Origin of the sequence: Enterococcus sp. AZ071, assembly GCF_050499065.1 — a bacterium.
In the GTDB taxonomy this organism is placed as follows: Bacteria; Bacillota; Bacilli; order Lactobacillales; family Enterococcaceae; genus Enterococcus_A; species Enterococcus_A ferrettii.
In genome coordinates this window covers 1,384,692-1,408,422 of the sequence record NZ_JBIPAS010000001.1, presented here as the reverse complement: position 1 = coordinate 1,408,422, position 23,731 = coordinate 1,384,692, and the positions used below count along the sequence as shown (strand labels likewise).

Here is a 23,731-nt window from a genome sequence, read left to right as displayed (position 1 = left end):
TTTGTGAAGATTTCGGCCTTTTTTTGATAAAATAAAAACCGGAATCTCAAAGGATTCCGGTAAAGAGTTAGCTGATTTTTTTCCGTTCTCTTCTGGCCCACATTGGTAAGATCATGCCTAACAATATCAACACAAAAGGTGTCAAAATATTTGAAATTAGTTGGAAAATCCAAGAAGAAGGATCGGCTGCATAATCTGCTTTAGGAATCATTCCCAGGATACAGGCAAAGGCAGTAAAGACAAAACACCATAGGCCGACAATAAATCCTAATTTCGGATTTTTAATAAATTTGTATTCCGATTGGAACTTCTTGATTTGTCGATTCAACATCATATAGGCAAAGAATACCCAAATATAACGCATCGGCATTACCACCGAATTCAGATTGGTTAGCCATTTAACTAATTCACTCATGTTTTTGATACCAAAGATTGGCAAAATAATGATGATACTAACCAGCACACCTGTTAACAGATAACCATTAATCAAAGTTCCTTTGTTATTACGTTTACGCAACCAGCTAGGAACAAACTCAGGGTCAGCCTCAGATAATAAAATTTTCAACGGAGCATCAATTGAGAAGGCCAAGGCAGATGCTTGAACAGCGGTTTGAGCAAACCCGTAAACAATCATGAAAAAGTCGCCCACGCCAAAGTGATTACCCAAAATTTGAAAAGCACTGTAGGCACCATTGGCCATCAAATCTTCTGGGATACGATGACTGTTAAACAATAGACCCATAGCAACTGATCCTAAAACCGCACTCAAACCAATCATTACAGCCATAAAGATCATTGCTTTAGGGAAGTTCTTTGTCGGACGATCAATAGAGTTTACATAAGGAGATATTTTTTCTGCGCCCCTGACAGCAAACACCAGCATGGATATGGTGGCAAAATAACTTAAATTAAAATCGGGAATATAAGTGCTAAGTTGATTCATTTGTGGCGTAGCTGCTGTAAAGGAAGAATCCATAAAAGGAATCGCTACCGCCAGAATAATAAATAGAATTGACATAATCAGCATCGCTGATCCGGCAACACTTCCGATTACTTTCAAGGTCGTTAAGCCCTTTGTTGATAAGAAAAGGAAGAATAAAAAAATAAGCAAAGAAACAATGGCAACTGTTTGAACACTCATACTGGTCGCTACATCACCGTTTCGTTTAAATACCCACCCAAGTGCTATTAAAACGGATTGGGGTTTTTGCGCCAAATAAGTGATGTGAACCACCCAATAAGTCCAAGCCGCGTAGTAAGCCAAGCGGTGACTATTTGTCGTCTCCTTAATCCAAGAGCTGACACCCCCTGCATTACTTTTAAAGGTTGAACCAAGCTGCCCAACAATCAATGCATAGGGAATAAAATAAAGAGCCATAATTAAAATCCAGGAGGTGACTACCGAAATACCTTGTTGTGCATAGTTGTTAACAACGTTACCAAACCCCCATACCATACTAAAGGCTATCATCGACACCGTAAACCAACGAATCTTCTTCTCGTCCATCATTTTTCTCCAATCTTTTTTTTGAGAGAGCCCAACTAACCAATTTTCTTATTAACTGACAAGATCACTCCTTCACAATAAGTATAAAACGTTTTCTATCTCTTAAATGAAAAGGTAAAAAAAATTTCATTTATCCAGAAAATCTATTTTAAATTTCACGATAAAACAGCGGTTTTACAGCATCAAAAAATAATTTTTTTCTAATGTCTCTCACGGTAAACTAATCTTGAGGAATAGCTGATTTAATGTAACCGTATTCCTAGCTTTGCTCTTTACAAATGAAAGGAAAAGTTGAAAAATATTCATAGTTTCATAAGGAAAACCTAAACTTCAAGTGTTAAAACAGAAGATAACGTATTTTGTCTGTTTTTGTAGAACGATTTTTATTGACTACTTCTACAAGAATCAATCCAGCAAGCAGCAATTTTTTTCCAAAAAAGAGGAGTGATTTATTTGCGGAAAGTACCACCGATTTTAAAACCAATTGCTCTTTTGACAATCTCGATTTTAGTGGCTACGGCTACTGGTGTAGCAAATGGCGCAAGTTATCGTCAACCAAGTACCGGAAGTTCGAGTACAACAGAGCCCAGTACTAGTGAAGGACCGACATCTTCTACAACTTCAACTGAGAATCAAATGACGCCAGAATCTAATTCTGTCAATGAAAATATTCAGCCTAGCACACCCAGTTCTTCTCAGGGAAATCAGCGAAATATCCCTGAAAGCTCAGCAGCAGATTCTTCAAATGAAAGCCAGACAGTTCCGTCTTCTGGCCAAACCGAAGAAACTGTGCCTTCGCAAGAACAAGACAATGTTCCGGCACAACAGCAGAATCAACCGGCAAGTTCACCTGAAACGAGGGACGCACAATGACCTTTTTACTAGATATTATTAATGGGTTGAATAAATTTTTGGGGTATCTGGACATTAGTCCGAAGTATTTAAATCGCGGATATACGGTTCTGAGTATTTTTCCAACCGTGTATATTTTGCGGATTGTGTATGGACTATGGTTAAACCAAAATTACCTTCAGTTTTTCTTATATAGTATTGTTTTTATCGTACTCGTGTACTTTTTGATTTTGAATGTCTTCTATTACTTTTTAGATAAGAATAGTAAACTGGATGTTACCCAGCTATTTGTTAAGTACCTGCCTGATGATGCTTTTAACATTCAAGTCGAGGGAAAAAAGACCAAATCAATGCCAACTGAGGATGCCAAAGAAATTCAAGTTGATTTTGTAGAAGACTATCAATTGAAGTTGGCAGGAAATATTCAAGCTTTAATTGATGCCAAGGAATTGGCAGTAAGAGATATTGAAAAGGAAGAGGGATTTTTGATTAGTGAAAATACCTTGTATCCTTACTATTATTTGAAACAGGAAAATGCAACAACTTACTCCTTGCAAATTGGAACTAGTTATCACGACTTAGAAAAAGTAGGGGAAATTCATCAAACAACGGAATTGCATCCACTAGGTTTGTTTATTGTAGGTGGAGATTTCATCAAGAATGGCACCCGTTATCATGAACCTTATCGGCTGAAGCTGTTAGCTCGACCAGAAGCTCCCAAGAATGATGGGGCTAGAAGCCGCAGACATAAAAAATAGCAACAGCTCCTCGCAATTATTTTTGCGAGGAGCTGTTTTGATTATTTCAAGACTTCTTTGATGCTCTCTACCATTTTGGTATAAGCAATCGGTCCATTGTACAACCAGCTTGTTTCGGGACCAAACTCATGCAGCTGATTATTTTTTACAGCTGGAATATTTTGCCATAATGGATCTTCAAACATAGCTGCCCCTTGATCACTGTTAACTAAAAACAAATAGTCAGTATCTAATTGAGATAAACTTTCTAAAGATACAGCTGACCAATCGGAGGTGGCTTTTTCGCTAACTTCTTTGGTCAAGGTTGGAACTTCAAAGCCAAGGTCGTCGTAAAGCAGTCGGCCGCTAGAACGATTTTCAGCTACCATAAAGGCTGAATTATTAGTTACCCAAAGAACAGCAGCTGATTTTCCATCAATTTTATCACTTAACTCTTTTTTAGTTTGTGTGATTAAAGTTTGATAGTCTTCCTCTACTTGTTTAGCTTGGTTTTCTTTATTAAAGACTTTCCCAATCTCGTTTAGTTGCTCTTCCCAGGTAACACCATCCCCATTTTTTACTACATAGGTAGGTGCGATTTTAGCGTATTCTTTGTACTTTCCGCCTTCAACAGTCGCATTGGAACCGATTAATAAAAGATCTGGTTCATATTTCAATACTTCTTCGTATGGCAAATCGTAGTTAATAGTAGGTATATCTTCTAACTCATCCTGCAGATAACCTTGGATGCTGCCTTTGCCGACAGTCCATTGAGCGACTGGCTTTTCATCCAGTGCTACTAAATAATCTTCTAGATACGAAGCAATTACTCGTTTCGGCTTTTCTGGTATCTCAACTTTATGATCTTGTGCATCAGTAAGCTGACGCGTTGATGTATCGTTGGAGCTAGATTCAGTTGTACCTGATTGACCGCAGGCGGCCAATCCTACCAAAGCAAACAGTGCTGCTGCCGCTAAAACAATTTTTCTATTTTTAATCATAATGAACTCCTTTATGCTTTAATTGAGAATCCTTCTCAATAGCCATTATTACTGAAAGTCTCAGTAGTGTCAACAACGAATTTATCTTAAGAATGGTTGACGTACAGAAAGATTAAAGGGATAATTGAGAATGGTTATCAAAGGAATGGAGAATACATATGACCAGATTAACAACAACAGAGCTTTCTGTTGGTTATGATAAAAAAATAATTTTGAATGATGTAACCATTGAAATCCCGGATGGTAAAATTACTAGCTTAATCGGGCCGAACGGAAGCGGCAAATCGACATTGCTGAAGGCGATGTCTCGTATTTTGCTGCCCAAAAAGGGTGAGGTACTGATAGATGGGAAAGATATCCATCAGATGGATACCAAAACCGTCGCACAAAAAATTGCTTCGTTGTCCCAAACTAGTGATCAAATAAGTGGTTTGAGTGTGGAGGAGCTGGTAGCGTATGGAAGGTTTCCATATCAAAGCGGTTTTTCTGGCTTGAAAAAGAGCGATCACCAGTGGATCGAGTGGGCTTTAGAGGTGACAGATTTGATTAATCTTAAAACTCGACCATTAAATACACTCTCTGGCGGACAGCAGCAACGAGTTTGGATTGCTATGGCTTTGGCACAAAATACTGATATCTTAATTTTAGATGAGCCGATTACTTTTTTAGATCCGGCTCATCAATTAGAAATTTTGGAGCTGCTGCAGGAGATTAATCAAAAGGGAAAAACCATTTTGATGACGATCCATGATTTGAACCATGCTTCACGATTTTCTGATCATATTCTAGGAATGAAGGCCGGGAAATTAATTTTTCAAGGCACGCCTTATCAAGTCTTTACCACTGAAAATATGGCAGAATTATTTGAGATTGAAGCGATCTTCTATTCCTCTGTTAGTCAGCAGAAGCCGATGATTTTGTCTTATGAGTTATTAAAGCGGGGGAAGACAGATGAAACGTAGAGTTTTTTTTATTGTGACAAGCCTGCTTTTGCTGGTAGCCATGGTGGCTTCCTTGAAATATGGAGCAGTCTCGATTACCTGGCAGGAAATTGGAAATTCCTTTACTTCATTTGATGTATCTGAACAGGGACAGCAACTGGTCCGCACCTTACGATTGCCGCGTATGCTGGGATCAGTACTAGTAGGTGCTGGTTTTGCGACTGCGGGTGCTTTAATGCAAGGGATTACTAACAATCCGATTGCTGACTCTGGCTTACTTGGAATTAACGCTGGCGCGGGTTTGGGATTGGCGCTGGTATTTGCAGTCACAGCAAGTCCTGCTCCTTTAATGGCGATTATCGCTTCTTTTTTTGGCGCATTTGTGGCGTTAATAATTATCTATGTCGCTTCCTCAAAACTTTCGATAGGTTTTAATCCGATTCGGATTGTCTTATTAGGTGCGGCTTTAAGTGCTTTCTTTTCGGCAATCAGCCAAAGCATTAGTTTAGTTTTTCAATTGAATCAGGATTTAACCTTCTGGTATGTTGGAGGAACGGCTAATATTTCGTGGCAGCAGCTGCGTTGGGCTTTTCCGCTAGTACTTTTTGGTTTATTAGGAACCATCTTTTTGGCGCCGCAAGTAACGTTATTAAGTATGGGAGATGAAACAGCAATTACTCTCGGCAAAAAGCCTGCAACAATAAGAAAATGGAGCATGGTTCTTGTCTTGTTATTAGCTGGCACCTCCGTTTCCTTAGTTGGAGCAGTTAGTTTTGTTGGTTTAATCGTTCCTCATGTGGTTCGTTATTTTGTTGGACAGGATTATCGAATGGTTTTGCCGGCGTCGGCGTTAACCGGTTCATTGTTCTTTATAGTTGCTGATATTGCTTCGCGCTTGATTGCACCTCCTCTGGAAACTCCAGTTGGCGTGCTGGTTACCATTATTGGTGTACCCTTACTGCTCCTGCAGATCAGAAGGGGGAGTGTGACATGAGGAAGCGAATTAGCTGGCCGGTTTTAGCAGGGCTGCTGATCATCGGTTGTTTATTGAGTCTGACACTAGGAACCCTGCCTTTAAGTTTGGAGGATTTATTCCATGTTATAGCTGGTCAGGGGACTGCTGCACAAAAATTAATTGTTGTTGATTTTCGTTTACCGCGGTTGCTGATTTCTATTTTGGCCGGTATGGGACTGGCGTTATCTGGTTATCTTTTTCAAACAATCACCCATAATGATTTAGCTGATCCAGGGATTTTAGGAATTAACGCTGGAGCTGGATTTACAGTACTGGTTTACTTAGGATTTTTTGCAAATAATCAGGCGAGCTGGATGCTGCCTTTAATTGCTTGTTTGGGAAGTATTAGTGCTGCATTCCTTGTCTATTATTGCGGGAGACAGGCTGAAAAAATTGTTCCTAACCGTTTGCTTTTATCAGGTGTAGCGGTGAATGCTGGGATTTCGGCGTTGACCTTAATTGGCACCATCCGAGCGTCGGAGGACAGCTATACATTTGTTACCAGCTGGTTAGCAGGTACGATTTGGGGAACCACTTGGCAGCATTTTTTTCTATTATTGCCCTGGTTAATAATCCTTTTTCCTTTTCTCTTAATGCGGGGAAGAACCTTGCGCGTGATGAGTTTAGGGGATGAAACTGCGATCGGATTAGGTGTTCGTTTGAAGGTTTCTCAATTGTTTTTCCTATTGTGTGCTCTTTGCTTAGCTGCAGTTAGTGTTTCAGTAGCCGGCAGCATCAGCTTTATTGGATTGATTGCTCCGCATATTGCGAATAATCTTGTAGGGAAAAAGAATAATGTCAGTTTAGTGATGACAGGGATTATTGGCAGTTTGCTGTTGCTTTATAGTGACATTGTTGGGCGACTGATTTTAGACAGCGGCGAAATAGCAGCTGGAATCATTGTATCAGTAATTGGAGCTCCTTATTTTGTCTATCAACTGCTTAAAAACAAACATTAGGAGGAATTATTATGGCTTGGACAACCGTGTGGAGTCATGCGCAGCGCGGATTTGCATCTTTTGGAACACCCAAGGGAGAAGTTCGTCTGCGTTTCCGACGTTTCCCTCTATTAAAAAGGATTCGGTTAGTATTTTCTAATGAATACGGAACTGAGCCGCTAATAATTCGCGAATTAACCTGTCAAAATGAGCTAGTAGCATCAGTGTTCAACGTTCTACCCGGAAAGCTTTATCGGACGGGCAGCATATTATTAGATGAAAAACTCCCTAATTGGGAACTTGCTTTCTCGGCAGAGCAGGTTGTTAGCGGCTTCGGCTTTGTGGATAGTGATCTTATTGGACGACCAGAAAAATTAAGTACGATGAATTTTTGTCCGGGCTTGCTGGCAGTTGAGGCTGAGCTTAAGGATAGTCAATGCGTGATTGCTTTAGGTGATTCTTTAACTGAAGGAGCTACTTGGTTAGCACCGCTGCAGCATAAATTGAGAGCTGAAGGTATTTTTCTGGTGAATCAGGGAATTAATGGCAGTCAGCTATTACAGGATAGTAGTGACCGCAGAACCCAAGATCAGCGAGAATTCTTTTATGGATTTGATGGGCTGACTCGACTTCAGCATTGCTTTGCAAGTCATCAAGGAATCAGTACGGTGATTTTTTCATTGGGAATCAATGATTTGTTGAGTGAAATAGTTACTTTGGAAGAAATGCAGCAACGAATGGAGCAAGTAGCTGCTTTATGTGAGCAACAGCAAGTTCGACTTTTCGTTTGTGGAATCACGCCTTTTTCAGGAAATGAAAAAGCTACACAAGCAAATTTAGCATTGCGCAGGGAATTGAATCGTTGGCTTCGGCAACGATTTCAGGCAAATTTTTGGGATTTTTCACCGATGGTTGGGGACGGCGAACAGCTGCTTTCGACTTTTGACAGCGGGGATCATTTACATTTTAATGCTGCCGGTGGACTTGCTATTGCTAGAGGTATTGATTTAGAATTGTTAAAGGGGAACTAACCCCCTTTTTATTTATGCTTTTTTTTGGTAGTATCGTTGGATAGGAGATGGATCTATGGAAAAAAACAAGATGCGTCAATTGATGATCGAAAAGTTGAACAAATTAGCTGTTGATGAGAGTCGTCAGGAGCAGATAGAATCAATTTATCGCCGATTTTTTCAAAGTGATCTTTGGCTTTCAGCAACCAGTATTGCCGTAACTATCGCCACCGATTTTGAATTTCCTACGGCACCTTTGATCCAGCAAGCTTTGTTTGAAGGAAAAAAAGTTGCTGTCCCTAAATCATTGCCAAAACGTCAGCTAGTATTTTATTGGATCAATGAATCAACCACCTATAAACTCTCTAAGTTTGGGGTAGAGGAACCAGTCAGTCAGGATAAAGCTCAACCTGAGGAATTGGATTTAGTCATTGTTCCAGGACTAATCTTTAAAGAGAATGGCTATCGTATTGGTTTTGGCGGCGGTTTTTATGATCGCTTTTTGGGGGATTATTCTGGAAAAACAGCCAGCTTTGTCTTTATCGAACAACTAATGGAAAACTGGGAGGAAGCACTTTTCGATCTGCCAGTTCAACAATTATTCATTGGAGAAACGGAGGAACAATGAGAAAAAATCAACCTTATGTAACGTATACTTTTTTAGGGATCAATACAGTGTTTTTTTTACTGGAATACTTAATTCCTTCTTTACGAATCAATGAACGCTTGGGAATGTTTATTCCCTCAGTTATCTTAGGTCATGAATATTGGCGGTTTTTAACGCCGATGGTCATTCACTTTGGCTTGATGCATTTCGTTCTAAACTCAGTTGTCTTGTACTACATGGGACAGCAATGTGAAGCGATTTTTGGTCACTGGCGTTTTGGACTAGTGTATCTGGTGAGTGGTTTGATGGGGAATATGGGCAGCTTTGCCTTTAATGGATTGGGCGTCTTGTCTGGTGGTGCCAGTACAGCGATCTTTGGGTTATTCGGAGCTTTCTTAGTCGTAGGGTATCATTACCAGGACAATCCGGCAGTTCAGGGATTGACCCGGCAGTTTGGACTATTCATTTTGCTGAATTTAGTTTTTGGTCTATTTGATTCCTCCATCGATTTATGGGGGCATTTAGGCGGATTGTTGGGTGGAGCATTATCTGGCTTGATGTTAGGGGTTCCTCACGGAGAAGATCGGTTTTCAGTCCGCGGACGTATTACCGGGGGATTGTTTTTCATCTTTTTTGTTGTTATAGCAGTGTTGTTAGCATATCGCAAGATTGGACTGCCTATTATTTAAAATCGGGAAATTGTTTCCCGATTTTTTGTCGGCTATTCAAGAAAAAATATACATAGAAGCTTTGCCGGTTGAAACAGAATAAAAATTGCTGCTTCTTTGAGAACGTGTCAATTTTCTCTGTAAAAAAAGGGCATTTACCTGTATAATATTTGAGGATGTGTATTGAATGGAGAGTTTGTATGATGTGCAGCAATTGCTTAAGCAATTTGGCATTTATGTTTATGTAGGAAAGCGTATTTATGATATTGAACTGATGCAAATTGAGTTGAAGAATTTGTACGAGGGACGATTGATTGATCATGATACCTATTTAAACGGCTGGCGCATTTTAAAAAGAGAGCATCACATTGAAGAAAGTCGGGAAGGTGAACACTGATGGATAAAAAATTATTGGGAATTGATTTAGGCGGCACGACCGTAAAATTTGCGATTCTAACTCAAAATGGCGAAATCCAACAAAAGTGGAGCATTGATACTAATATTTTGGATGAGGGAACGCATATTGTACCGGATATTGTCGAATCAATTAATCATCATTTGGCATTATATGATATGAAGCCTGAGCAATTTATGGGCATTGGAATGGGAACCCCTGGAAGTGTCAATATTACAGAGGGAACTGTGATCGGAGCGTATAATTTAAACTGGAAAACCTTGCAGCCAGTTAAGGAAATGATTGAAAAAGGAACAGGTATCCCTTTCTTTCTTGACAATGATGCAAATGTTGCAGCATTAGGTGAGCGTTGGAAAGGCGCTGGTGAAAATGATCCTGACGTTGTTTTCGTAACACTTGGTACAGGTGTCGGCGGCGGAATTGTCATGAATGGGCAATTGCTTCATGGTGTAGCTGGCTGTGCCGGCGAAATTGGACATGTTACTGTAGACCCAGAAGGCTTTGAATGTACATGTGGCAAACGCGGCTGTTTAGAAACCGTAGCTAGTGCAACGGGTGTCGTTCGGGTTGCTCGTCAATTGGCGGAGGAATATGCTGGTGGTTCTGAGTTGAAAGCCCGTTTGGATAATGGGGAAGACATTACTAGTAAAGATGTATTTGAGTTAGCAGCTACAAATGACGATCTTGCATTACGAGTGGTTGATAAGGTTACCTTCTACTTAGGATTGGCTTGTGGAAATATCGGCAATACGTTGAATCCTTCAGCAATTATTATTGGTGGCGGCGTATCTGCTGCTGGAGAATTTTTGCGTAGTCGGATTGAGGTTTATTTTGAACAATTTACGTTCCCTCAAGTTAGAAATAGTACAAAAATTAAATTAGCTGAATTAGGTAATGAAGCTGGAGTGATTGGTGCTGCTTCACTAGCACGATAATCTTGAATTAAGAAGGGAAGTTTCGTATGTCATTTTGGTGGACATTAAATATTATTTTATTAGCGGTGATTCTCCTATTCGTCGGGTATGAGGTATTCGTTCGAATTATGGTGAAACGCTCAGCAAAAATGCTGACTCAAGAGGAGTTTCAAGCGGGAATGCGCAAGGCACAAGTGATTGATGTGAGAGAACGGGATGAGTTTAATGCCAAGCATATTCTTGGTGCCCGCAGCTTTCCGTATTCTATGTTAAAGGAAACAAAGAGCTCACTACGCAAGGATCAGCCAATTTATATTTACGATTTCAATAAATCGGTTAGTGCGCGAGCAGCTAACCTGTTGCGTAAAAATGGCTATACTGACTTGTACATTTTAAAGGGCGGCATCGAAGAGTGGCAAGGCAAGGTGAAAAAGAAAAAAATTGATTAATTGAAAAAAAAGATTGTGATAGAGTTTCTTCAGTCACGTCATTTATCCGTTTTTTAGGGCTTGTGGCATTTCGTATGTCAAAGCCCTTTTTTTGCGTTATTTACTTTACCAAGCTGTTGTTTTGAGTTGCACTTTCGTCTATTTTTCTTTACTCTTGAATTGAGGTGAGGGAAATGATAAAAATCAAACGAGCTTACGAAGCAGCTTCGGCTGACGATGGCTATCGTGTACTGGTAGATCGTATTTGGCCTAGAGGAATTTCTAAAGAAAAAGCTGCTATCAATGAATGGTTGAAGGAAGTAGCCCCTAGTAATGAGTTGCGAAAATGGTTTGATCATGATCCGGCAAAGTTTTCTGAGTTTTCTGAAGGATATCTAGAAGAACTGAAGGATGTTGATCATCAAGCGGCCTTTGAACGACTAAGTCAATTAACTAAAGAATATGATCCGCTTACTTTAGTTTATGGTGCTAAAGATCAGGAACATAATCAAGCAGTGGTGCTAAAGGAAAGGTTGGAGCAAATCAATGGGTAAGATTGCGGTTGTTGGTGCGGGGCCTTATGGGTTGATTATGTTGGATCGTTTAGTTCAAAACTACAATAAAAATGAAAAGTTGGAGATTTTGTCCTTTGACCCTGATGGACCAGGTGGTAAAGTTTGGAGCCCGCAACAAAATGATGCTGTTTTGATGAATAGTGTAATGGAGCATGTGACTCTGTTTACAGATCAAACATTGATCTCTGGAGGAGCTGTCGCACCTGGGCCGAACTTATATGAATGGAGCAAAAAAGAAGCACCCGATTTTATTAAACAAGAGGTAAAAGAAAATCAGGAGGATTTTTTAACTCAAGCGGCTTCGTTGGGAAGAAATGATTGCTGTCAACGCAGGTTTTATGGGTTGTATCAGCAATGGTTCTTCTTAAATTTGAAGGCTCATTTAACCGAACGAATTACTCTGACCTTTCGTCGAGAAGCGGTAAAAAATATAATTATTGAGGACAAAATTACGCTAATTGCTAATGAAGAACACTTGGTAGATCAGGTGATTTTGGCAACCGGACATGCTGAAAATGAATTATCTAAAGAAGAAGAACGACTTTCAATTTTTGCTGAAGAGCAGGGATTGACGTATCAACCACCCAAAAATCCAGCCACAGTTTCTTTAGAAAATATCAAGCCTAATGAAGATATAATCTTGAGAGGAATGGGTCTTAGCTTTTTTGATTATATTGGATTACTTCCTAAATATTGGGGAGGAACTTTTATAGAAAAAGACCAAGAAATACAGTACCAACCATCTGGCAGAGAAGGAAAAATAATAATTGGCTCTGGTAGAGGATTATCTTATCACGCTCGACCAGTTAATCAAAAGCGAGCTGGGGAAGATGCACAGCCGCAGTTGCTTACTGATGAGCGGCTTGATCAGTTTAAGCCGGGTGAAGGAGCTGAATTTTTCGACCTGTTGAGAAAAGAAGCTGAGTTAGTCTATTATGAGAAAAAATTGGCGGATACCTCGATTGATGTGGAAGCATTTCTGGCTGGGTACCGTGAGGAAGATCGAAAAAGTGTTTTGACACGCTTTAATGTTCCGAAAGATCTTCAATTGGATTGGGAAGATCTTTTGAATCCGGGAAAAGTAATTGATCCGCAGCAGTTTCCAGCTTTTGTTCGTGAATATATGAAAAAAGATATCTGCGAAGCTGAACAGGGCAACATGACTGGTGCAATTGCTTCAGCCTTGGATACCTTGAAAGAGCTGCAGTTGCCAATACACAAACTGATTGATCGGGAAGCATTTACACCAAAAGAATACTGGGAGGAACTGTGGGGGAAATACAATCCAGACTATGGATTTTTGACAGTGGGACCGCCAGTGATTCGGATGAAGCAGCTAGCTGCTTTGGAGAAAGCAGGAGTCGCTATTTTCTTAGCTCCGGATATGGCTGTTGAGTGTGAGGGAAATCAATTTGTGGCATACAGTAAGAAAAACGAAGCAGTGACGTATGCTGCTAATCATTTATTGGAGGCCCGGATACCGTCAACGAATTTTCGGCGAACCCTTAACCCACTGATTCAAACGCTGAAAGAACGAGGTTTTTTAGCCCCTCATACAGTAAACGTAGAGGGCGAGCTGCGGGAAAGTGGTGCGATACTGGTAAGCCGCAAGACCCACCAAGTAATCAATCAACAAAATCAAGTCTTAGAAAAGCTTTACTGCTATGGTGTGCCAGTTGAAGGTTTGGATTGGTTGAATGCTTCTTCACCAAGACCCAAAACCAGTGATCGTATTTTTGAAATGGCAGATCAGATCGTACAATCGATCTATCAAAAATAACGCAAAAAAAGAAAGCAAACTGCTTTCTTTTTTTAACGAGCAATCCGTTTTCTACGGGCTTTTTTACGGTTTTCATCAACTTTAGATTCTTTTTCTTCTAATGGTTCAATGACTTTTTTCTTCACACCTACTAAAAAGCCGGCAACGATTGCTGCAGTTGCTAAAGTTCCTGTGAAAAATCCAGATGTAAATTTACGCATAACATTTAGCCTCCCTCTTATTACTACTTTTATTATGAAACAAAATGACTAAAATGGAAAGCTAAAAGATTAGTTAGCGAAAATTATTTAACAAAGCTTGGCTTGTTGAGAAGGAATTGGGTATAATAAGAGTTATTAAAACATGATAAGGGAGAGAAAAAGATGGAGCGTTTAAATTCTGATCAAGCACCAAAAGCTTTAGGTCCTTATTCTCAAGGAATGGTAACTGGCAATACGGTCTTTTTATCAGGACAATTAGGAATTGATCCAGCTACAAATCAATTAAAAGAAGGCGTGGAAGAGCAAGCGAAACAATCTTTAGCCAATATCAAAAACGTATTGTCAACGGTTGATTTGTCATTGGAAAATGTAGTGAAGGTGACTGTGTTCTTGAAAGATTTAGATCATTTTGCAGCGGTAAACGAAATTTACGCGGATCATTTCGAAGAACCATACCCAGCTAGAAGCTGCGTTCAAGTTGCGAAGCTTCCAGCCGATGCGCTAGTTGAAATTGAAGTAATTGCTGAAAAAGCATAAAAATGTACAGGTAAATTCCTACTGCTAGGGATTTACCTGTTTTTACTTAGTAAATTCGAAGGATCATCGATACTTTTGAGATAGGTAGTAAGATTGGCAGATCATTCTTTGGTAAAACAACTTGTATTTTTTTAGTAAAAATATTATAATTTTTTTAGTAAATATTTTAAAGGAGTGAAGATATGTCAATTTTAGTTCTAGGTGGGGCAGGATATATCGGGTCGCATACGGTCGACCGACTAATTAATCAAGGATATTCAGTAGTAGTAGTGGATAATTTGCTGACAGGACATCGTGAAGCGGTTCATTCTAAGGCGGCATTTTATGAAGGGGACTGTCGAGATCAGACGTTTATGCGGGAAGTTTTTCAAAAAGAAACGATTGAAGGGGTCGTCCATTTTGCAGCTAGCTCACTAGTTGGCGAATCGGTAGAGAAGCCTTTGAAATATTTCAATAATAATGTAGTTGGTATGGAAATGCTGCTGGAGGTTATGGAAGAGTTCAAAGTGAAGAATATTGTCTTTTCTTCTACTGCGGCAACTTACGGCGAACCGGAAGTTTCACCAATTAGTGAGGATACTCCCACTAATCCTAAAAATCCTTACGGCGAAAGCAAGCTGATGATGGAAAAAATGATGCACTGGTGTGACAATGCTTATGGTATGCGTTATGTAGCCTTGCGCTATTTCAATGTTGCAGGTGCGAAGGCCGACGCTTCCATTGGAGAAGATCATGATCCAGAAACTCATTTAGTCCCAATTATTTTACAGGTTGCACTGGGACAAAGAGAACATTTGACAATTTTTGGCGATGATTACAATACGCCAGATGGCACATGTATTCGTGACTACGTCCAAGTAGAGGATTTGGCAATGGCTCACATTTTAGCGTTGGAATATTTGAAGGCCGGAAATGAGAGCAACGTTTTTAATTTAGGTTCTAACAATGGTTACTCAGTGAAGGAAATGCTGGATGCTGCTCGAGAAGTAACTCAAAAAGATATCCCTGCAAAAATTGGTCCTCGTCGAGCAGGTGATCCTAGTACGTTAGTCGCTTCAAGTGAAAAGGCTAAAACCGTTCTAGGCTGGCAGCCTGAGTATACAGACATTCAAGAGATCATTCAAACAGCCTGGAATTGGCATGTCAGTCATCCGAATGGATATGAAGACTAGGAGGAAAAGTAATGTTGATTAGTCAAATAGTTAGAGACTTTGTCAGCCTCGCGATTCATTCTGGTGGTTGGATGGATATGGACCGTATCTACTTGGAAAATCAGGTAATCAGACTGATTGGTGAAGATGGGCTGGAAGCAGCTGAAATTCGTCCGGTAGAAGCTTCTGCCGCGGAGTTGGTTCAACCATTAGTGGCACAGGGAGTAAAGAATCAGGTGATTGGTGAGCTTTCGGCTGAAAAGGATATTCTGGAATCGCAGCTGATGGATTTCATGACACCGCCGCCTTCAGTAGTAAATGCGTATTTTGCACAGTACTATGCTAAAAATCCTAAGGAAGCGACGGACTATTTCTTCCAATTAAGTCAAACAAACAATTATATCAAAACACAGGATATTGCTAAAAATATTGTGTTTCCTGCCGAGACCGAGTATGGAACTTTGGAGATTACGATCAATCTTTCGAAACCAGAAAAGGACCCTAAGCAAATAGCCGCAGAACGTGAAGTGGTTCAGGTGGATTATCCGAAATGTCTTCTGTGTATGGAAAACGAAGGATATAAAGGCAGATTGAATTATCCAGCACGTACAAATCATCGAATTATTCGAATGAATTTGGATGGCGAAAGCTGGGGATTGCAATACTCACCTTATGCTTATTATGATGAGCATTGTATTGTTCTTTCTGAGGAACACCGTCCAATGAAGATTACGCGGGAAACATTTGCCCGTTTACTGAAGATTACTGAGGTCTTACCTCATTATTTTGTCGGCTCAAATGCTGATTTGCCGATTGTGGGCGGTTCTATTCTGTCCCATGACCATTATCAGGGGGGACGTCATACCTTTCCAATGGCAGTAGCACAAGTAGAAAAAGAAATTGAGTTGGAACTATTTCCTTCTGTTGCGGCTGGAATTGTAAAATGGCCGATGTCAGTGATTCGTTTGCAAGGCAAGCAACCTAAGGATTTAGTAGCCGCTGCTGAATACATTTTTGAATCATGGAAACAATACACGGATGAAAGTGTTGATGTTGTTGCTTTTTCAACGGATGGAACGCCTCATCACACGATTACACCGATTGCTCGACGTAAAGGAGACCTTTTCGAACTGGATCTTGTCTTGCGAGATAATAATATTTCTGAAGAATTTCCTGATGGGATTTTCCATCCCCATCCTGATGTTCAGCATATCAAGAAAGAAAATATTGGTTTGATTGAAGTTATGGGACTGGCAGTATTGCCTCCACGTTTGAAAGAGGAAATGCAAGAGGTTGAAAAATACTTAGTGAATCGATCAAATGAGATACAGGCATATCAACAGGAGTGGGCAGATGCTATTAAGGCTGAACATGCAATTACTGCTGATAACGCAGAGGAAATTCTGCAGCAGGAAATTGGGAAAGTATTCGCGCGTGTTTTAGAAGATGCCGGTGTATTTAAACGAGATGAAGCGGGGCAGGCGGCCTTTGCACGCTTTACTGCGGGATTATAGTCAGGAGGAAATAAAATGGCGACCATTCGCGATATAGCGGAATTAGCTGGCGTTTCTCCGGCGACAGTCTCACGGGTGCTTAATTATGATCCGCAAATATCAGTGGGCTTGGAAACTAAACACAAAATCTTTCAAGCAGCTGAAGAGTTGAATTATACCAAGCATAAGAAAAATAGTAAGACAGAAACAACTGTTCTACGTTTAGTTCAATGGTACGATGCGGAGGAAGAGTTGGCTGATCTCTACTATTTAGCTATCCGTCTAGGAATTGAGAAACGGGCGGAGGAACTAAACATTCAAGTGAAGCGCGAAGCTTTGACAGAACTAACGACCTTAAAAACGGTAGGAACAATTGCTTTAGGAAAATTTGATACGGAACAGATCAAACAAATTCGCGAAGTGGATGAGAACCTGCTGTTTGTTGATTACGATGCAACTTCGGAAGGTTTTGATTCATTAGTTGTTGACTTCAATCAGAGCGTAGATTCGGTTATCGATCACTTTGTGGCCCGAGGTCATGAAAATATTGGAATTTTAGCCGGAATTGAACATACCAAACAAACCCATCAGCCGATTCTGGACCCACGTTTAACGGCTTTCGAGCAAAAAATGCGCCGGTTGAAGCTTTATAAAAAGGAGTATGTTTTGCAGGCTGAGTTTAGTGTTGAAGCTGGAAAAGCTGCAATGGCAACCTTTTTACAGCAGCATTCAAAGCTGCCTACTGCCTTGTTCGCTTCTAGTGATGCATTGGCTATAGGCGCTATGCAGGCAATTCAGGAAACAGGAATGAGTATTCCTGAAAACATCTCAATTATTGGCTTTAATGATGTGAGTGTTGCTAAGTATGTTTCACCAAAGCTTTCAACCATCAAAGTGGAAACCGAGTGGATGGGGGAATTAGCGGTATCCACCGTTTTGGAACTGGCCAAAGAGTGCGCCCCTGTTTCAAGAAAGATTATGCTGGGAACGAAGCTGGTTCTTCGCGAGTCAACCAAATAACAAAAGAAGCCTGGGAGGTTCGCTAAAAGCGATTCTCAGGTTTCTTTTTACTGTCGAGGCAAGCATGATAAGAAGATGCAGGATGTTGGTTCTCTAAAACTCATTCTATCAGAGAGAAAAGAATGAAATGTTGCTCACTTGCCTCGTTTCCTATAGTAAGGTTTATTTATTTTAGAAACAAGATAAATTGCTGAATTAAAAATTCAAAATATTTAAGAAAAATATTTAAAACAAATAATTGGGAATTTCTTCACTTTCAAGTAAGAACAAAGCTTAAAAACATGCGATTCCTTAAATAAATTAAGCACAACTATATTGAAAAAAGATTTTATGGTAAAATGTGGCTATCTGAAAGCGGGGAATCAATAAATATGAAAATCTTAGCATTCGATACGTCGAATCAAACGTTGGCTGTAGCAGTTTTAGAAGATCAGCAGACGGTCGCATCATTTCAGCTAAATCGTAAAACGAATCACAGCTTAACCTTGATGCCGGCGATCGAACACCTAATGAAGGTGAGTGGTCTGACACCTAAAGAGTTGGACCGTATCGTAGTAGCTCAAGGACCAGGATCTTATACAGGGATTCGAATTGCTGTGACAACGGCTAAAACATTAGCTAGTACACTGAATATAGATTTGGCTGGAATTTCCAGCTTAAAATCATTAGCTGCTAATATCCATGATTCTCGTTTGATTGTTCCGATTATGGATGCTCGCCGGAATAATGTATACGCGGGTGCTTATCAATGGAAGCAGGGCCAGCTGACTACAATTATTGCTGACCAGCACATCTCCTTAGACGACTTGCTAAATGAAATTAAGGAAGAGGCAGTTTTTGTAGGGGAAACCGAAAAATTTACCGAACAGATTCAAGCCGTACTTCCAACTGCTAAAATTGAAACAGATGACCGAATAAATCTTCCAAATGGAGTCACATTAGGACAATTAGGTAATGTGACTGAACCTGCAGCGGATATTCAGGATTTTGTACCGGCGTATTTAAAGCGAGTCGAAGCAGAGGAGAAATGGTTGGAAACACATCAGCCAGGGGATGAGAATTATGTTGAAAAAGTTTAGCGGTTTGCTCCGAACGGTTGTAAAGCGCAAGCAGCAGCCCTTTGAAGCTCGCAACGTCACGATAAAAGAGCAGGAATATTTTCTGCGTAGTATCAACGACTATGACATAAAAGAATTGATTGCTTTGGAAAAGGATGTTTATTTAGGTGAGGTACCTTGGACAAAGAGTGCTTTTATGGCGGAAATCCATTCACCAATCCCACATTTGTATATCTGCTTGACGCACCAGGAAGAACTGGTGGCATTTATCGGCGCCCGAGTGATTGGCAATGATGCACATATTACGAATGTTGCGGCTAAAAGGGTATTTCAAGGTCGTGGACTAGGCACCTTTTTGATTGACGAAGTGGAAAAATTCGCTATAATGAAGAGCTGTATTACTATGTCCTTAGAAGTGCGGATTAGTAATAAGGATGCTCAGCGTTTATACCGTCGCTTAGGTTTCGAAGGACAAAAAATTCGCAGAAATTACTATACTGAGAATAATGAAGATGCGCTGGAGATGGTTAAGCCATTAGAGGAAGAAAAATGAGCAGCGAAACTCAACTGGAGCAATTATCTCAGCAGCTATGGCAAATCAATACAGCTGCCTATGGTGGAACCTCGCCTTGGACGGTTACTGAATTTTACAGTGATTTGCAGCAGAAGCATAGCCATTATTTGTTAGAGGAAAAATCAGCATTGATCGCCTTTTTAGGATTCCATCAGGTGCTGGATGAAATTGAAATCACTAACATAGCAACCTTGCCTGCCTACAAGCGGCAAGGGGTGGCTGAAAAAATGTTTAAGCGTCTTTTTGAGTATGCTTTGCAGGAAAAGGTGGAACAAATATTTTTAGAAGTACGTGCGTCCAATTTGGCGGCACGTCGTCTTTATGAAAAGATGCATTTTGAAGTGATTGGTGAAAGGAAACATTACTATCACTCACCAGTGGAAGATGCAATAATTATGAAATGGAAAGCAGGGAGCACTTACGGAAACGAATGAATATATATTAGCTATCGAAAGCAGCTGTGATGAAACTAGTGTTGCGGTGATCCAAAATGGTGAAACTGTGCTATCAAATATTGTCGCTTCGCAAATTAACAGCCATCGCCGTTTTGGCGGAGTTGTTCCAGAGGTGGCAAGCCGCCACCACGTAGAACAAATTACTCTTTGTTTAGATGAAGCATTAGCTGAGGCCGGAGTAACACTGGATCAGCTGCAAGCAGTAGCAGTAACTTACGGACCAGGATTAGTAGGGGCTCTGTTAATCGGTTTAAGTGCCGCCAAAGCCTTTGCTTGGGCCCACGGTTTGCCTTTGATTCCAGTGAATCATATGGCTGGCCACATTTATGCAGCTCGTTTAGTTCAGCCGTTGGAATTTCCACTGATGGCTTTATTAGTCAGCGGTGGACATACGGAATTAGTATACATGGTTGAAGACGGCTCTTACGAGATTATTGGTGAAACACGGGATGATGCCGCAGGTGAAGCCTACGATAAAGTAGGCCGGATCTTAGGCCTTTCTTATCCTAGCGGTAAGGAACTGGATCAATTGGCTCACCAAGGGGAAGATACCTATGATTTTCCGCGGGCCATGCTGAAGGAAGACAATTTTGATTTCAGCTTCAGCGGATTAAAAAGTGCTTTTATCAATTTAGTGCATAACGCTGAGCAGCGTGGGGAAGTCTTAGATACAGCTAATTTAGCTGCCAGCTTCCAGGCAAGTGTAGTGGAGGTACTAGTGACGAAAACAATTCGCGCTTGCAAAACCTATCCAGTGAAGCAGCTAGTAATTGCTGGCGGAGTAGCGGCTAACCAAGGCTTGCGTGAAGGAATGAAGCTGGCTTTAGCTGAGGAACTGCCAGAGCTTGAGCTAGTGATCCCACCATTGAAATTATGTGGCGACAATGCAGCAATGATCGGAGCTGCAGCACATGTAGAGTTGCAGAAGCAGCATGTAGCAGCGATAGATTTAAATGCAAATCCAAGTTTAGCCTTTCAACACATTTAAAAAAAGCGGGTGCCTCTATCCTAATCCTAGGACGGAGGCACCCGCTTTTTAAATTTTAAGAGACAATTTGCCGATACCGGGGCAAAGCTTTTACCGCACTAATTACTAAGCTGACGGCTAGCAATTTGTCTAGATAATCCGTTCCAATTTGGACTAAAAAGACGCTTAAGGTTTGATTGACTCCTAGGCCATGAATTACCTGAACGATCAAACTTGAGCCAGAAGAGGTAATCCCACCAAAGAGCAGAACCGTAATCAAAGAAGCGCTTATCGTTCCAGGCAACGTAATTGCCAAAGCCTTCAAGGGTAATGACCAGCTGGCCTTTTTATTATGAAGTAAAACGCCGGCCATAAAGCCGACACACAGCTGAACTGGCGCAAAATAAAGCGAAAATAAATCAGTAGTCACGCCAGTAAATAAGGCACTGCATAAACCGGTAAGAATACCAGCCACAGGTCCTAGGACTGTGGCTGCGAAAATAGTACCGACTGTATCTAAATAAATGGGCAAGCGTAAGAAGAGCGCTAAATTTCCCAATACAATATTTAAAGCAACTGCTAAAGCAATCATCGTTAATCGTGGTGCTGTTTTTTCCATTCGTCTCATCCTAACTGTAATAGGTTTAGATCAGAAGCAATCATTGCCTCTGGTGCATCTAAAAGGACGGTTAAAAACTGGGTGAAAAAAGCTTTGGTATTAACGGTTTCCAAAATTTTAGTGTTGGGTTTCTTTTTCCAAAAATTGTAATGATCAACCAGAGTTTGGCCAATACTTAGGCTTTCGGTTTCTACGGTAGTATAGCTTTCAAAACCGGTACAGATTTCTGGAGAAATATAATAAGCAACGGCTAATGGGTCGTTGATGACACAACCTAACAAATGCTCATACTCCCAATGAAAATCAAAATAGAACTGGGTAATTCTTTGTAAATAGTCATGGGTATCCGGATTAATGCGTCGACAGTATTCGAGTATCGTTGGACTAAAAACAATTTCTCGCGTTACATCCAAACCGACCATTTCAATTAGTTGACCCAAGTTTTCATAGACTAGCTTGGCTGAATCGGGGTCACACCAATAATTATATTCTGCAACGGGGGAACAATTTCCGTGGCTTTTATAGGTGCCGCCCATAGTAACGAAGCGCTGCAGATTTCTCCCCAGCTCAGGATTGAACTGCAATGCGAAGGCAATGTTAGTCAAGGGTCCCAAGGCTAGAATACCGACTGTCCGCTTTTGGGCAAAAAAGTCTGCCAGAAATTTCTCAGCGCGTTCCTCTTGTGGTTGAACTTGGGATTGTCGATTAATGTCGCTTTCGCCTAATCCATCCATGCCATGGGTATCTTGTGCTGACACGTAAGGCCTTTTAAGAGGTGCCTTCGAGCCGCAATACACTGGGATGTCTAACCGGTCACAACGCTCCAGTACTTTGAAGGCATTGTTCACGCCGATATCTACCGGCGCATTTCCGGCGACGACAGTGATGGCTAAGACCTCTAACTCTGTTGATTTGATCGCATATTCTAAAGCCAGGGCGTCATCAATCCCTGGATCGCAATCAATAATCACTTGTTGCATTTTTTCCTACCTCCTTTGTTGAGATTCTTAGTTTTTTATTCTGGGAAGTTTCCGAACCAGTCCGGGCAAAAGCCTGATTTTAAATGCACCTCCTTATAATAGAGGAAAATCAGAAGATTTAAAAGAGGCATTGCTATTTTTTGAATTATCCGGTATTATGTATAAAAATAAGTAAATTTACTAAATAACGACTAAATATACAAAAGGAGGAACAGGATGAATTCAGTGTTTCAAGGGAAGAGCTTTCTAAAGGAAAAGGATTTTACAAAAGAGGAATTAATGTATCTGATTGATTTTGCTGCACATTTAAAGGCGATGAAAAAGCAGAATATTAGTCATCGCTATTTGGAAGGAAAGAACATCGCCTTACTGTTTGAGAAAACTTCTACTAGAACGCGTGCGGCTTTTACCACAGCAGCGATTGATTTAGGGGCACATCCTGAATATTTAGGCAAAAACGACATTCAGCTTGGTAAAAAAGAATCAGTCGAGGATACTGCTAAGGTGTTGGGAAGTATGTTCGACGGCATCGAATATCGCGGCTTCTCACAAGTAGCAGTGGAGGCATTGGCTGAGTTTTCTGGGGTTCCAGTTTGGAATGGACTAACCGATCAATGGCATCCGACACAAATGTTGGCTGATTTCTTGATGGTGAAGGAACAGTTCGGCAAAATTGAGGGACTTACCTTAGCTTACGTAGGGGATGGACGAAACAACGTGGCAAATTCCCTGTTGATTACCGGAGCGATCTTAGGTGTGAACACGCACATTGTGACGCCTGAAGAACTGTCCCCTGAAGCTAAATTAGTTGAATTGGCGCAAGAATACGCCAAGGAATCAGGAGCTGAAATTTTGATTACCGCGGACATTGATGCTGGGGTAAAAGGAGCAGATGTTCTTTATACCGATGTTTGGGTATCCATGGGTGAAGAAGCCGAGTTTAAAAAACGGATTGATCTGTTACTGCCTTATCAAATCAATCAAGCGATGGTAGATAAAACCGGCAAAGCAGAAACGATCTTTTTACATTGTTTACCAGCTTTCCACGATGTACAAACGGAAGTTGCCCAGGAAATTAAGGATACCTACGGTCTGGCAGAAATGGAAGTGACCGATGAAGTCTTCCGAGCATCCTACGCCCATCAGTTTGAACAGGCAGAAAATCGCATGCATACAATTAAAGCAGTAATGGCGGCAACCTTAGGAAATCTTTTTATCCCTGAAGTTTAGTCTTGACTTCTCGCTGGTATCTGGTACTATGAAAGCCAGATAAAATATTTCATCGAGGA

General features: G+C 40.7%; 27 protein-coding genes and 1 riboswitch. Of the genes, 22 read left to right on the top strand and 5 right to left on the bottom strand.

Annotation, left to right across the window (positions count from 1 at the left end):
- Positions 1-67 precede the first annotated feature (67 nt).
- Positions 68-1,507 (bottom strand): APC family permease, encoded by a 1,440-nt coding sequence (locus IGI49_RS06955; RefSeq protein ID WP_429963928.1) that lies wholly within the window; start codon positions 1,505-1,507, stop codon positions 68-70.
- Positions 1,508-1,960: 453 nt separating this feature from the next.
- On the opposite strand from IGI49_RS06955, the gene IGI49_RS06950 reads away from it, so the two are divergent.
- Both IGI49_RS06950 and IGI49_RS06945 read left to right on the top strand, forming a co-directional pair.
- Entirely contained in the window at positions 1,961-2,380 is a 420-nt protein-coding gene (locus tag IGI49_RS06950; protein WP_429963927.1) for a hypothetical protein, read from the top strand.
- Complete coding sequence (locus IGI49_RS06945; RefSeq protein WP_429963926.1) at positions 2,377-3,117, top strand: DUF6681 family protein; 741 nt, start codon at positions 2,377-2,379, stop codon at positions 3,115-3,117. The genes IGI49_RS06950 and IGI49_RS06945 overlap by 4 nt, the downstream gene beginning before the upstream one ends.
- Positions 3,118-3,158: 41 nt before the next feature.
- On the opposite strand, the gene IGI49_RS06940 is transcribed toward IGI49_RS06945, so the two are convergent.
- Entirely contained in the window at positions 3,159-4,097 is a 939-nt protein-coding gene (locus IGI49_RS06940) for an ABC transporter substrate-binding protein (protein ID WP_429963925.1), read from the bottom strand.
- A gap of 158 nt (positions 4,098-4,255) precedes the next feature.
- On the opposite strand from IGI49_RS06940, the gene IGI49_RS06935 reads away from it, so the two are divergent.
- The 11 genes from IGI49_RS06935 (at position 4,256) to IGI49_RS06885 (ending at position 13,388) form a co-directional block, all read left to right on the top strand.
- Positions 4,256-5,059 (top strand): ABC transporter ATP-binding protein, encoded by an 804-nt coding sequence (locus IGI49_RS06935; protein ID WP_429963924.1) that lies wholly within the window; start codon positions 4,256-4,258, stop codon positions 5,057-5,059.
- Positions 5,049-6,032: a FecCD family ABC transporter permease gene (locus IGI49_RS06930; protein ID WP_429963923.1), complete on the top strand. Its 984-nt coding sequence runs from the start codon at positions 5,049-5,051 to the stop codon at positions 6,030-6,032. The genes IGI49_RS06935 and IGI49_RS06930 overlap by 11 nt, the downstream gene beginning before the upstream one ends.
- Positions 6,029-7,012, top strand: coding sequence for a FecCD family ABC transporter permease (locus IGI49_RS06925; RefSeq protein WP_429963922.1), 984 nt, complete (start codon positions 6,029-6,031; stop codon positions 7,010-7,012). The genes IGI49_RS06930 and IGI49_RS06925 overlap by 4 nt, the downstream gene beginning before the upstream one ends.
- Before the next feature lie 11 nt (positions 7,013-7,023).
- Positions 7,024-8,022: a GDSL-type esterase/lipase family protein gene (locus IGI49_RS06920; protein WP_429963921.1), complete on the top strand. Its 999-nt coding sequence runs from the start codon at positions 7,024-7,026 to the stop codon at positions 8,020-8,022.
- Between the two features lie 55 nt (positions 8,023-8,077).
- The gene (locus IGI49_RS06915) at positions 8,078-8,629 is read left to right on the top strand and encodes a 5-formyltetrahydrofolate cyclo-ligase (RefSeq protein WP_429963920.1); all 552 of its coding nucleotides are present in this window, start codon (positions 8,078-8,080) and stop codon (positions 8,627-8,629) included.
- A complete protein-coding gene (locus tag IGI49_RS06910; RefSeq protein ID WP_429963919.1) occupies positions 8,626-9,297 on the top strand; it encodes a rhomboid family intramembrane serine protease in 672 nt (223 codons plus the stop codon). The genes IGI49_RS06915 and IGI49_RS06910 overlap by 4 nt, the downstream gene beginning before the upstream one ends.
- Before the next feature lie 166 nt (positions 9,298-9,463).
- Positions 9,464-9,673: a YqgQ family protein gene (locus IGI49_RS06905; protein ID WP_429963918.1), complete on the top strand. Its 210-nt coding sequence runs from the start codon at positions 9,464-9,466 to the stop codon at positions 9,671-9,673.
- Positions 9,673-10,626, top strand: coding sequence for an ROK family glucokinase (locus IGI49_RS06900; RefSeq protein WP_429963917.1), 954 nt, complete (start codon positions 9,673-9,675; stop codon positions 10,624-10,626). The genes IGI49_RS06905 and IGI49_RS06900 overlap by 1 nt, the downstream gene beginning before the upstream one ends.
- Before the next feature lie 26 nt (positions 10,627-10,652).
- A complete protein-coding gene (locus IGI49_RS06895) occupies positions 10,653-11,054 on the top strand; it encodes a rhodanese-like domain-containing protein (protein WP_429963916.1) in 402 nt (133 codons plus the stop codon).
- Between the two features lie 173 nt (positions 11,055-11,227).
- On the top strand, positions 11,228-11,587 hold the full coding sequence (locus IGI49_RS06890) for a DUF488 domain-containing protein (RefSeq protein WP_429963915.1): 360 nt from the start codon (positions 11,228-11,230) through the stop codon (positions 11,585-11,587).
- Positions 11,580-13,388, top strand: coding sequence for an FAD/NAD(P)-binding protein (locus tag IGI49_RS06885; protein ID WP_429963914.1), 1,809 nt, complete (start codon positions 11,580-11,582; stop codon positions 13,386-13,388). The genes IGI49_RS06890 and IGI49_RS06885 overlap by 8 nt, the downstream gene beginning before the upstream one ends.
- Positions 13,389-13,420: 32 nt before the next feature.
- On the opposite strand, the gene IGI49_RS06880 is transcribed toward IGI49_RS06885, so the two are convergent.
- Positions 13,421-13,588 (bottom strand): DUF3042 family protein, encoded by a 168-nt coding sequence (locus IGI49_RS06880; RefSeq protein WP_207702335.1) that lies wholly within the window; start codon positions 13,586-13,588, stop codon positions 13,421-13,423.
- 162 nt (positions 13,589-13,750) lie between these two features.
- Here IGI49_RS06880 and IGI49_RS06875 point away from each other — a divergent pair, with 162 nt between their 5' ends.
- From IGI49_RS06875 to tsaD, 8 genes are all read left to right on the top strand, one after another.
- The gene (locus IGI49_RS06875) at positions 13,751-14,125 is read left to right on the top strand and encodes a RidA family protein (RefSeq protein ID WP_429963913.1); all 375 of its coding nucleotides are present in this window, start codon (positions 13,751-13,753) and stop codon (positions 14,123-14,125) included.
- Between the two features lie 182 nt (positions 14,126-14,307).
- Complete coding sequence (gene galE, locus IGI49_RS06870; RefSeq protein ID WP_429963912.1) at positions 14,308-15,297, top strand: UDP-glucose 4-epimerase GalE; 990 nt, start codon at positions 14,308-14,310, stop codon at positions 15,295-15,297.
- 11 nt (positions 15,298-15,308) lie between these two features.
- The gene (gene galT, locus IGI49_RS06865; RefSeq protein ID WP_429963911.1) at positions 15,309-16,790 is read left to right on the top strand and encodes a UDP-glucose--hexose-1-phosphate uridylyltransferase; all 1,482 of its coding nucleotides are present in this window, start codon (positions 15,309-15,311) and stop codon (positions 16,788-16,790) included.
- 15 nt (positions 16,791-16,805) lie between these two features.
- Complete coding sequence (locus IGI49_RS06860; RefSeq protein WP_429963910.1) at positions 16,806-17,789, top strand: substrate-binding domain-containing protein; 984 nt, start codon at positions 16,806-16,808, stop codon at positions 17,787-17,789.
- Between the two features lie 371 nt (positions 17,790-18,160).
- Positions 18,161-18,868 carry a tRNA (adenosine(37)-N6)-threonylcarbamoyltransferase complex dimerization subunit type 1 TsaB gene (gene tsaB, locus IGI49_RS06855; protein WP_429963909.1) on the top strand — a complete coding sequence of 236 codons (708 nt, stop codon included), beginning with the start codon at positions 18,161-18,163 and terminating at the stop codon, positions 18,866-18,868.
- Positions 18,852-19,400 (top strand): ribosomal protein S18-alanine N-acetyltransferase, encoded by a 549-nt coding sequence (gene rimI, locus IGI49_RS06850; RefSeq protein ID WP_429963908.1) that lies wholly within the window; start codon positions 18,852-18,854, stop codon positions 19,398-19,400. The genes tsaB and rimI (IGI49_RS06850) overlap by 17 nt, the downstream gene beginning before the upstream one ends.
- Positions 19,397-19,855, top strand: coding sequence for a ribosomal protein S18-alanine N-acetyltransferase (rimI, locus tag IGI49_RS06845; RefSeq protein ID WP_429963907.1), 459 nt, complete (start codon positions 19,397-19,399; stop codon positions 19,853-19,855). The genes rimI (IGI49_RS06850) and rimI (IGI49_RS06845) overlap by 4 nt, the downstream gene beginning before the upstream one ends.
- A gap of 4 nt (positions 19,856-19,859) precedes the next feature.
- A complete protein-coding gene (tsaD, locus tag IGI49_RS06840) occupies positions 19,860-20,864 on the top strand; it encodes a tRNA (adenosine(37)-N6)-threonylcarbamoyltransferase complex transferase subunit TsaD (protein ID WP_429964979.1) in 1,005 nt (334 codons plus the stop codon).
- Positions 20,865-20,919: 55 nt separating this feature from the next.
- Here tsaD and IGI49_RS06835 read toward each other — a convergent pair whose 3' ends face one another.
- The gene (locus tag IGI49_RS06835) at positions 20,920-21,462 is read right to left on the bottom strand and encodes an ECF transporter S component (RefSeq protein ID WP_429963906.1); all 543 of its coding nucleotides are present in this window, start codon (positions 21,460-21,462) and stop codon (positions 20,920-20,922) included.
- A 5-nt stretch (positions 21,463-21,467) separates the two neighbouring features.
- Positions 21,468-22,442, bottom strand: coding sequence for a nucleoside hydrolase (locus IGI49_RS06830; protein WP_429963905.1), 975 nt, complete (start codon positions 22,440-22,442; stop codon positions 21,468-21,470).
- 21 nt (positions 22,443-22,463) lie between these two features.
- Positions 22,464-22,508, bottom strand: a riboswitch (PreQ1 riboswitch).
- A 150-nt stretch (positions 22,509-22,658) separates the two neighbouring features.
- Between IGI49_RS06830 and argF the strand changes: the two genes are divergently transcribed.
- The gene (gene argF, locus IGI49_RS06825) at positions 22,659-23,672 is read left to right on the top strand and encodes an ornithine carbamoyltransferase (protein WP_429963904.1); all 1,014 of its coding nucleotides are present in this window, start codon (positions 22,659-22,661) and stop codon (positions 23,670-23,672) included.
- The last annotated feature ends 59 nt before the right edge of the window (positions 23,673-23,731 follow it).

What these genes read in the sequence shown, in the direction of transcription:
- IGI49_RS06940 (WP_429963925.1), bottom strand. Translation starts at nt 4,097, where the DNA reads ATGATTAAAAATAGAAAAATTGTTTTAGCGGCAGCAGCACTGTTTGCT.
- IGI49_RS06930 (WP_429963923.1), top strand. Translation starts at nt 5,049, where the DNA reads ATGAAACGTAGAGTTTTTTTTATTGTGACAAGCCTGCTTTTGCTGGTA.
- IGI49_RS06955 (WP_429963928.1), bottom strand. Translation starts at nt 1,507, where the DNA reads ATGGACGAGAAGAAGATTCGTTGGTTTACGGTGTCGATGATAGCCTTT.
- galE (WP_429963912.1), top strand. Translation starts at nt 14,308, where the DNA reads ATGTCAATTTTAGTTCTAGGTGGGGCAGGATATATCGGGTCGCATACG.
- IGI49_RS06935 (WP_429963924.1), top strand. Translation starts at nt 4,256, where the DNA reads ATGACCAGATTAACAACAACAGAGCTTTCTGTTGGTTATGATAAAAAA.
- IGI49_RS06880 (WP_207702335.1), bottom strand. Translation starts at nt 13,588, where the DNA reads ATGCGTAAATTTACATCTGGATTTTTCACAGGAACTTTAGCAACTGCA.
- IGI49_RS06900 (WP_429963917.1), top strand. Translation starts at nt 9,673, where the DNA reads ATGGATAAAAAATTATTGGGAATTGATTTAGGCGGCACGACCGTAAAA.
- argF (WP_429963904.1), top strand. Translation starts at nt 22,659, where the DNA reads ATGAATTCAGTGTTTCAAGGGAAGAGCTTTCTAAAGGAAAAGGATTTT.
- IGI49_RS06830 (WP_429963905.1), bottom strand. Translation starts at nt 22,442, where the DNA reads ATGCAACAAGTGATTATTGATTGCGATCCAGGGATTGATGACGCCCTG.
- IGI49_RS06875 (WP_429963913.1), top strand. Translation starts at nt 13,751, where the DNA reads ATGGAGCGTTTAAATTCTGATCAAGCACCAAAAGCTTTAGGTCCTTAT.
- IGI49_RS06915 (WP_429963920.1), top strand. Translation starts at nt 8,078, where the DNA reads ATGGAAAAAAACAAGATGCGTCAATTGATGATCGAAAAGTTGAACAAA.
- IGI49_RS06835 (WP_429963906.1), bottom strand. Translation starts at nt 21,462, where the DNA reads ATGGAAAAAACAGCACCACGATTAACGATGATTGCTTTAGCAGTTGCT.
- IGI49_RS06925 (WP_429963922.1), top strand. Translation starts at nt 6,029, where the DNA reads ATGAGGAAGCGAATTAGCTGGCCGGTTTTAGCAGGGCTGCTGATCATC.
- IGI49_RS06895 (WP_429963916.1), top strand. Translation starts at nt 10,653, where the DNA reads ATGTCATTTTGGTGGACATTAAATATTATTTTATTAGCGGTGATTCTC.
- IGI49_RS06905 (WP_429963918.1), top strand. Translation starts at nt 9,464, where the DNA reads ATGGAGAGTTTGTATGATGTGCAGCAATTGCTTAAGCAATTTGGCATT.
- galT (WP_429963911.1), top strand. Translation starts at nt 15,309, where the DNA reads ATGTTGATTAGTCAAATAGTTAGAGACTTTGTCAGCCTCGCGATTCAT.
- IGI49_RS06910 (WP_429963919.1), top strand. Translation starts at nt 8,626, where the DNA reads ATGAGAAAAAATCAACCTTATGTAACGTATACTTTTTTAGGGATCAAT.
- rimI (WP_429963907.1), top strand. Translation starts at nt 19,397, where the DNA reads ATGAGCAGCGAAACTCAACTGGAGCAATTATCTCAGCAGCTATGGCAA.
- IGI49_RS06860 (WP_429963910.1), top strand. Translation starts at nt 16,806, where the DNA reads ATGGCGACCATTCGCGATATAGCGGAATTAGCTGGCGTTTCTCCGGCG.
- tsaB (WP_429963909.1), top strand. Translation starts at nt 18,161, where the DNA reads ATGAAAATCTTAGCATTCGATACGTCGAATCAAACGTTGGCTGTAGCA.
- IGI49_RS06945 (WP_429963926.1), top strand. Translation starts at nt 2,377, where the DNA reads ATGACCTTTTTACTAGATATTATTAATGGGTTGAATAAATTTTTGGGG.
- IGI49_RS06920 (WP_429963921.1), top strand. Translation starts at nt 7,024, where the DNA reads ATGGCTTGGACAACCGTGTGGAGTCATGCGCAGCGCGGATTTGCATCT.
- IGI49_RS06885 (WP_429963914.1), top strand. Translation starts at nt 11,580, where the DNA reads ATGGGTAAGATTGCGGTTGTTGGTGCGGGGCCTTATGGGTTGATTATG.
- IGI49_RS06890 (WP_429963915.1), top strand. Translation starts at nt 11,228, where the DNA reads ATGATAAAAATCAAACGAGCTTACGAAGCAGCTTCGGCTGACGATGGC.
- rimI (WP_429963908.1), top strand. Translation starts at nt 18,852, where the DNA reads ATGTTGAAAAAGTTTAGCGGTTTGCTCCGAACGGTTGTAAAGCGCAAG.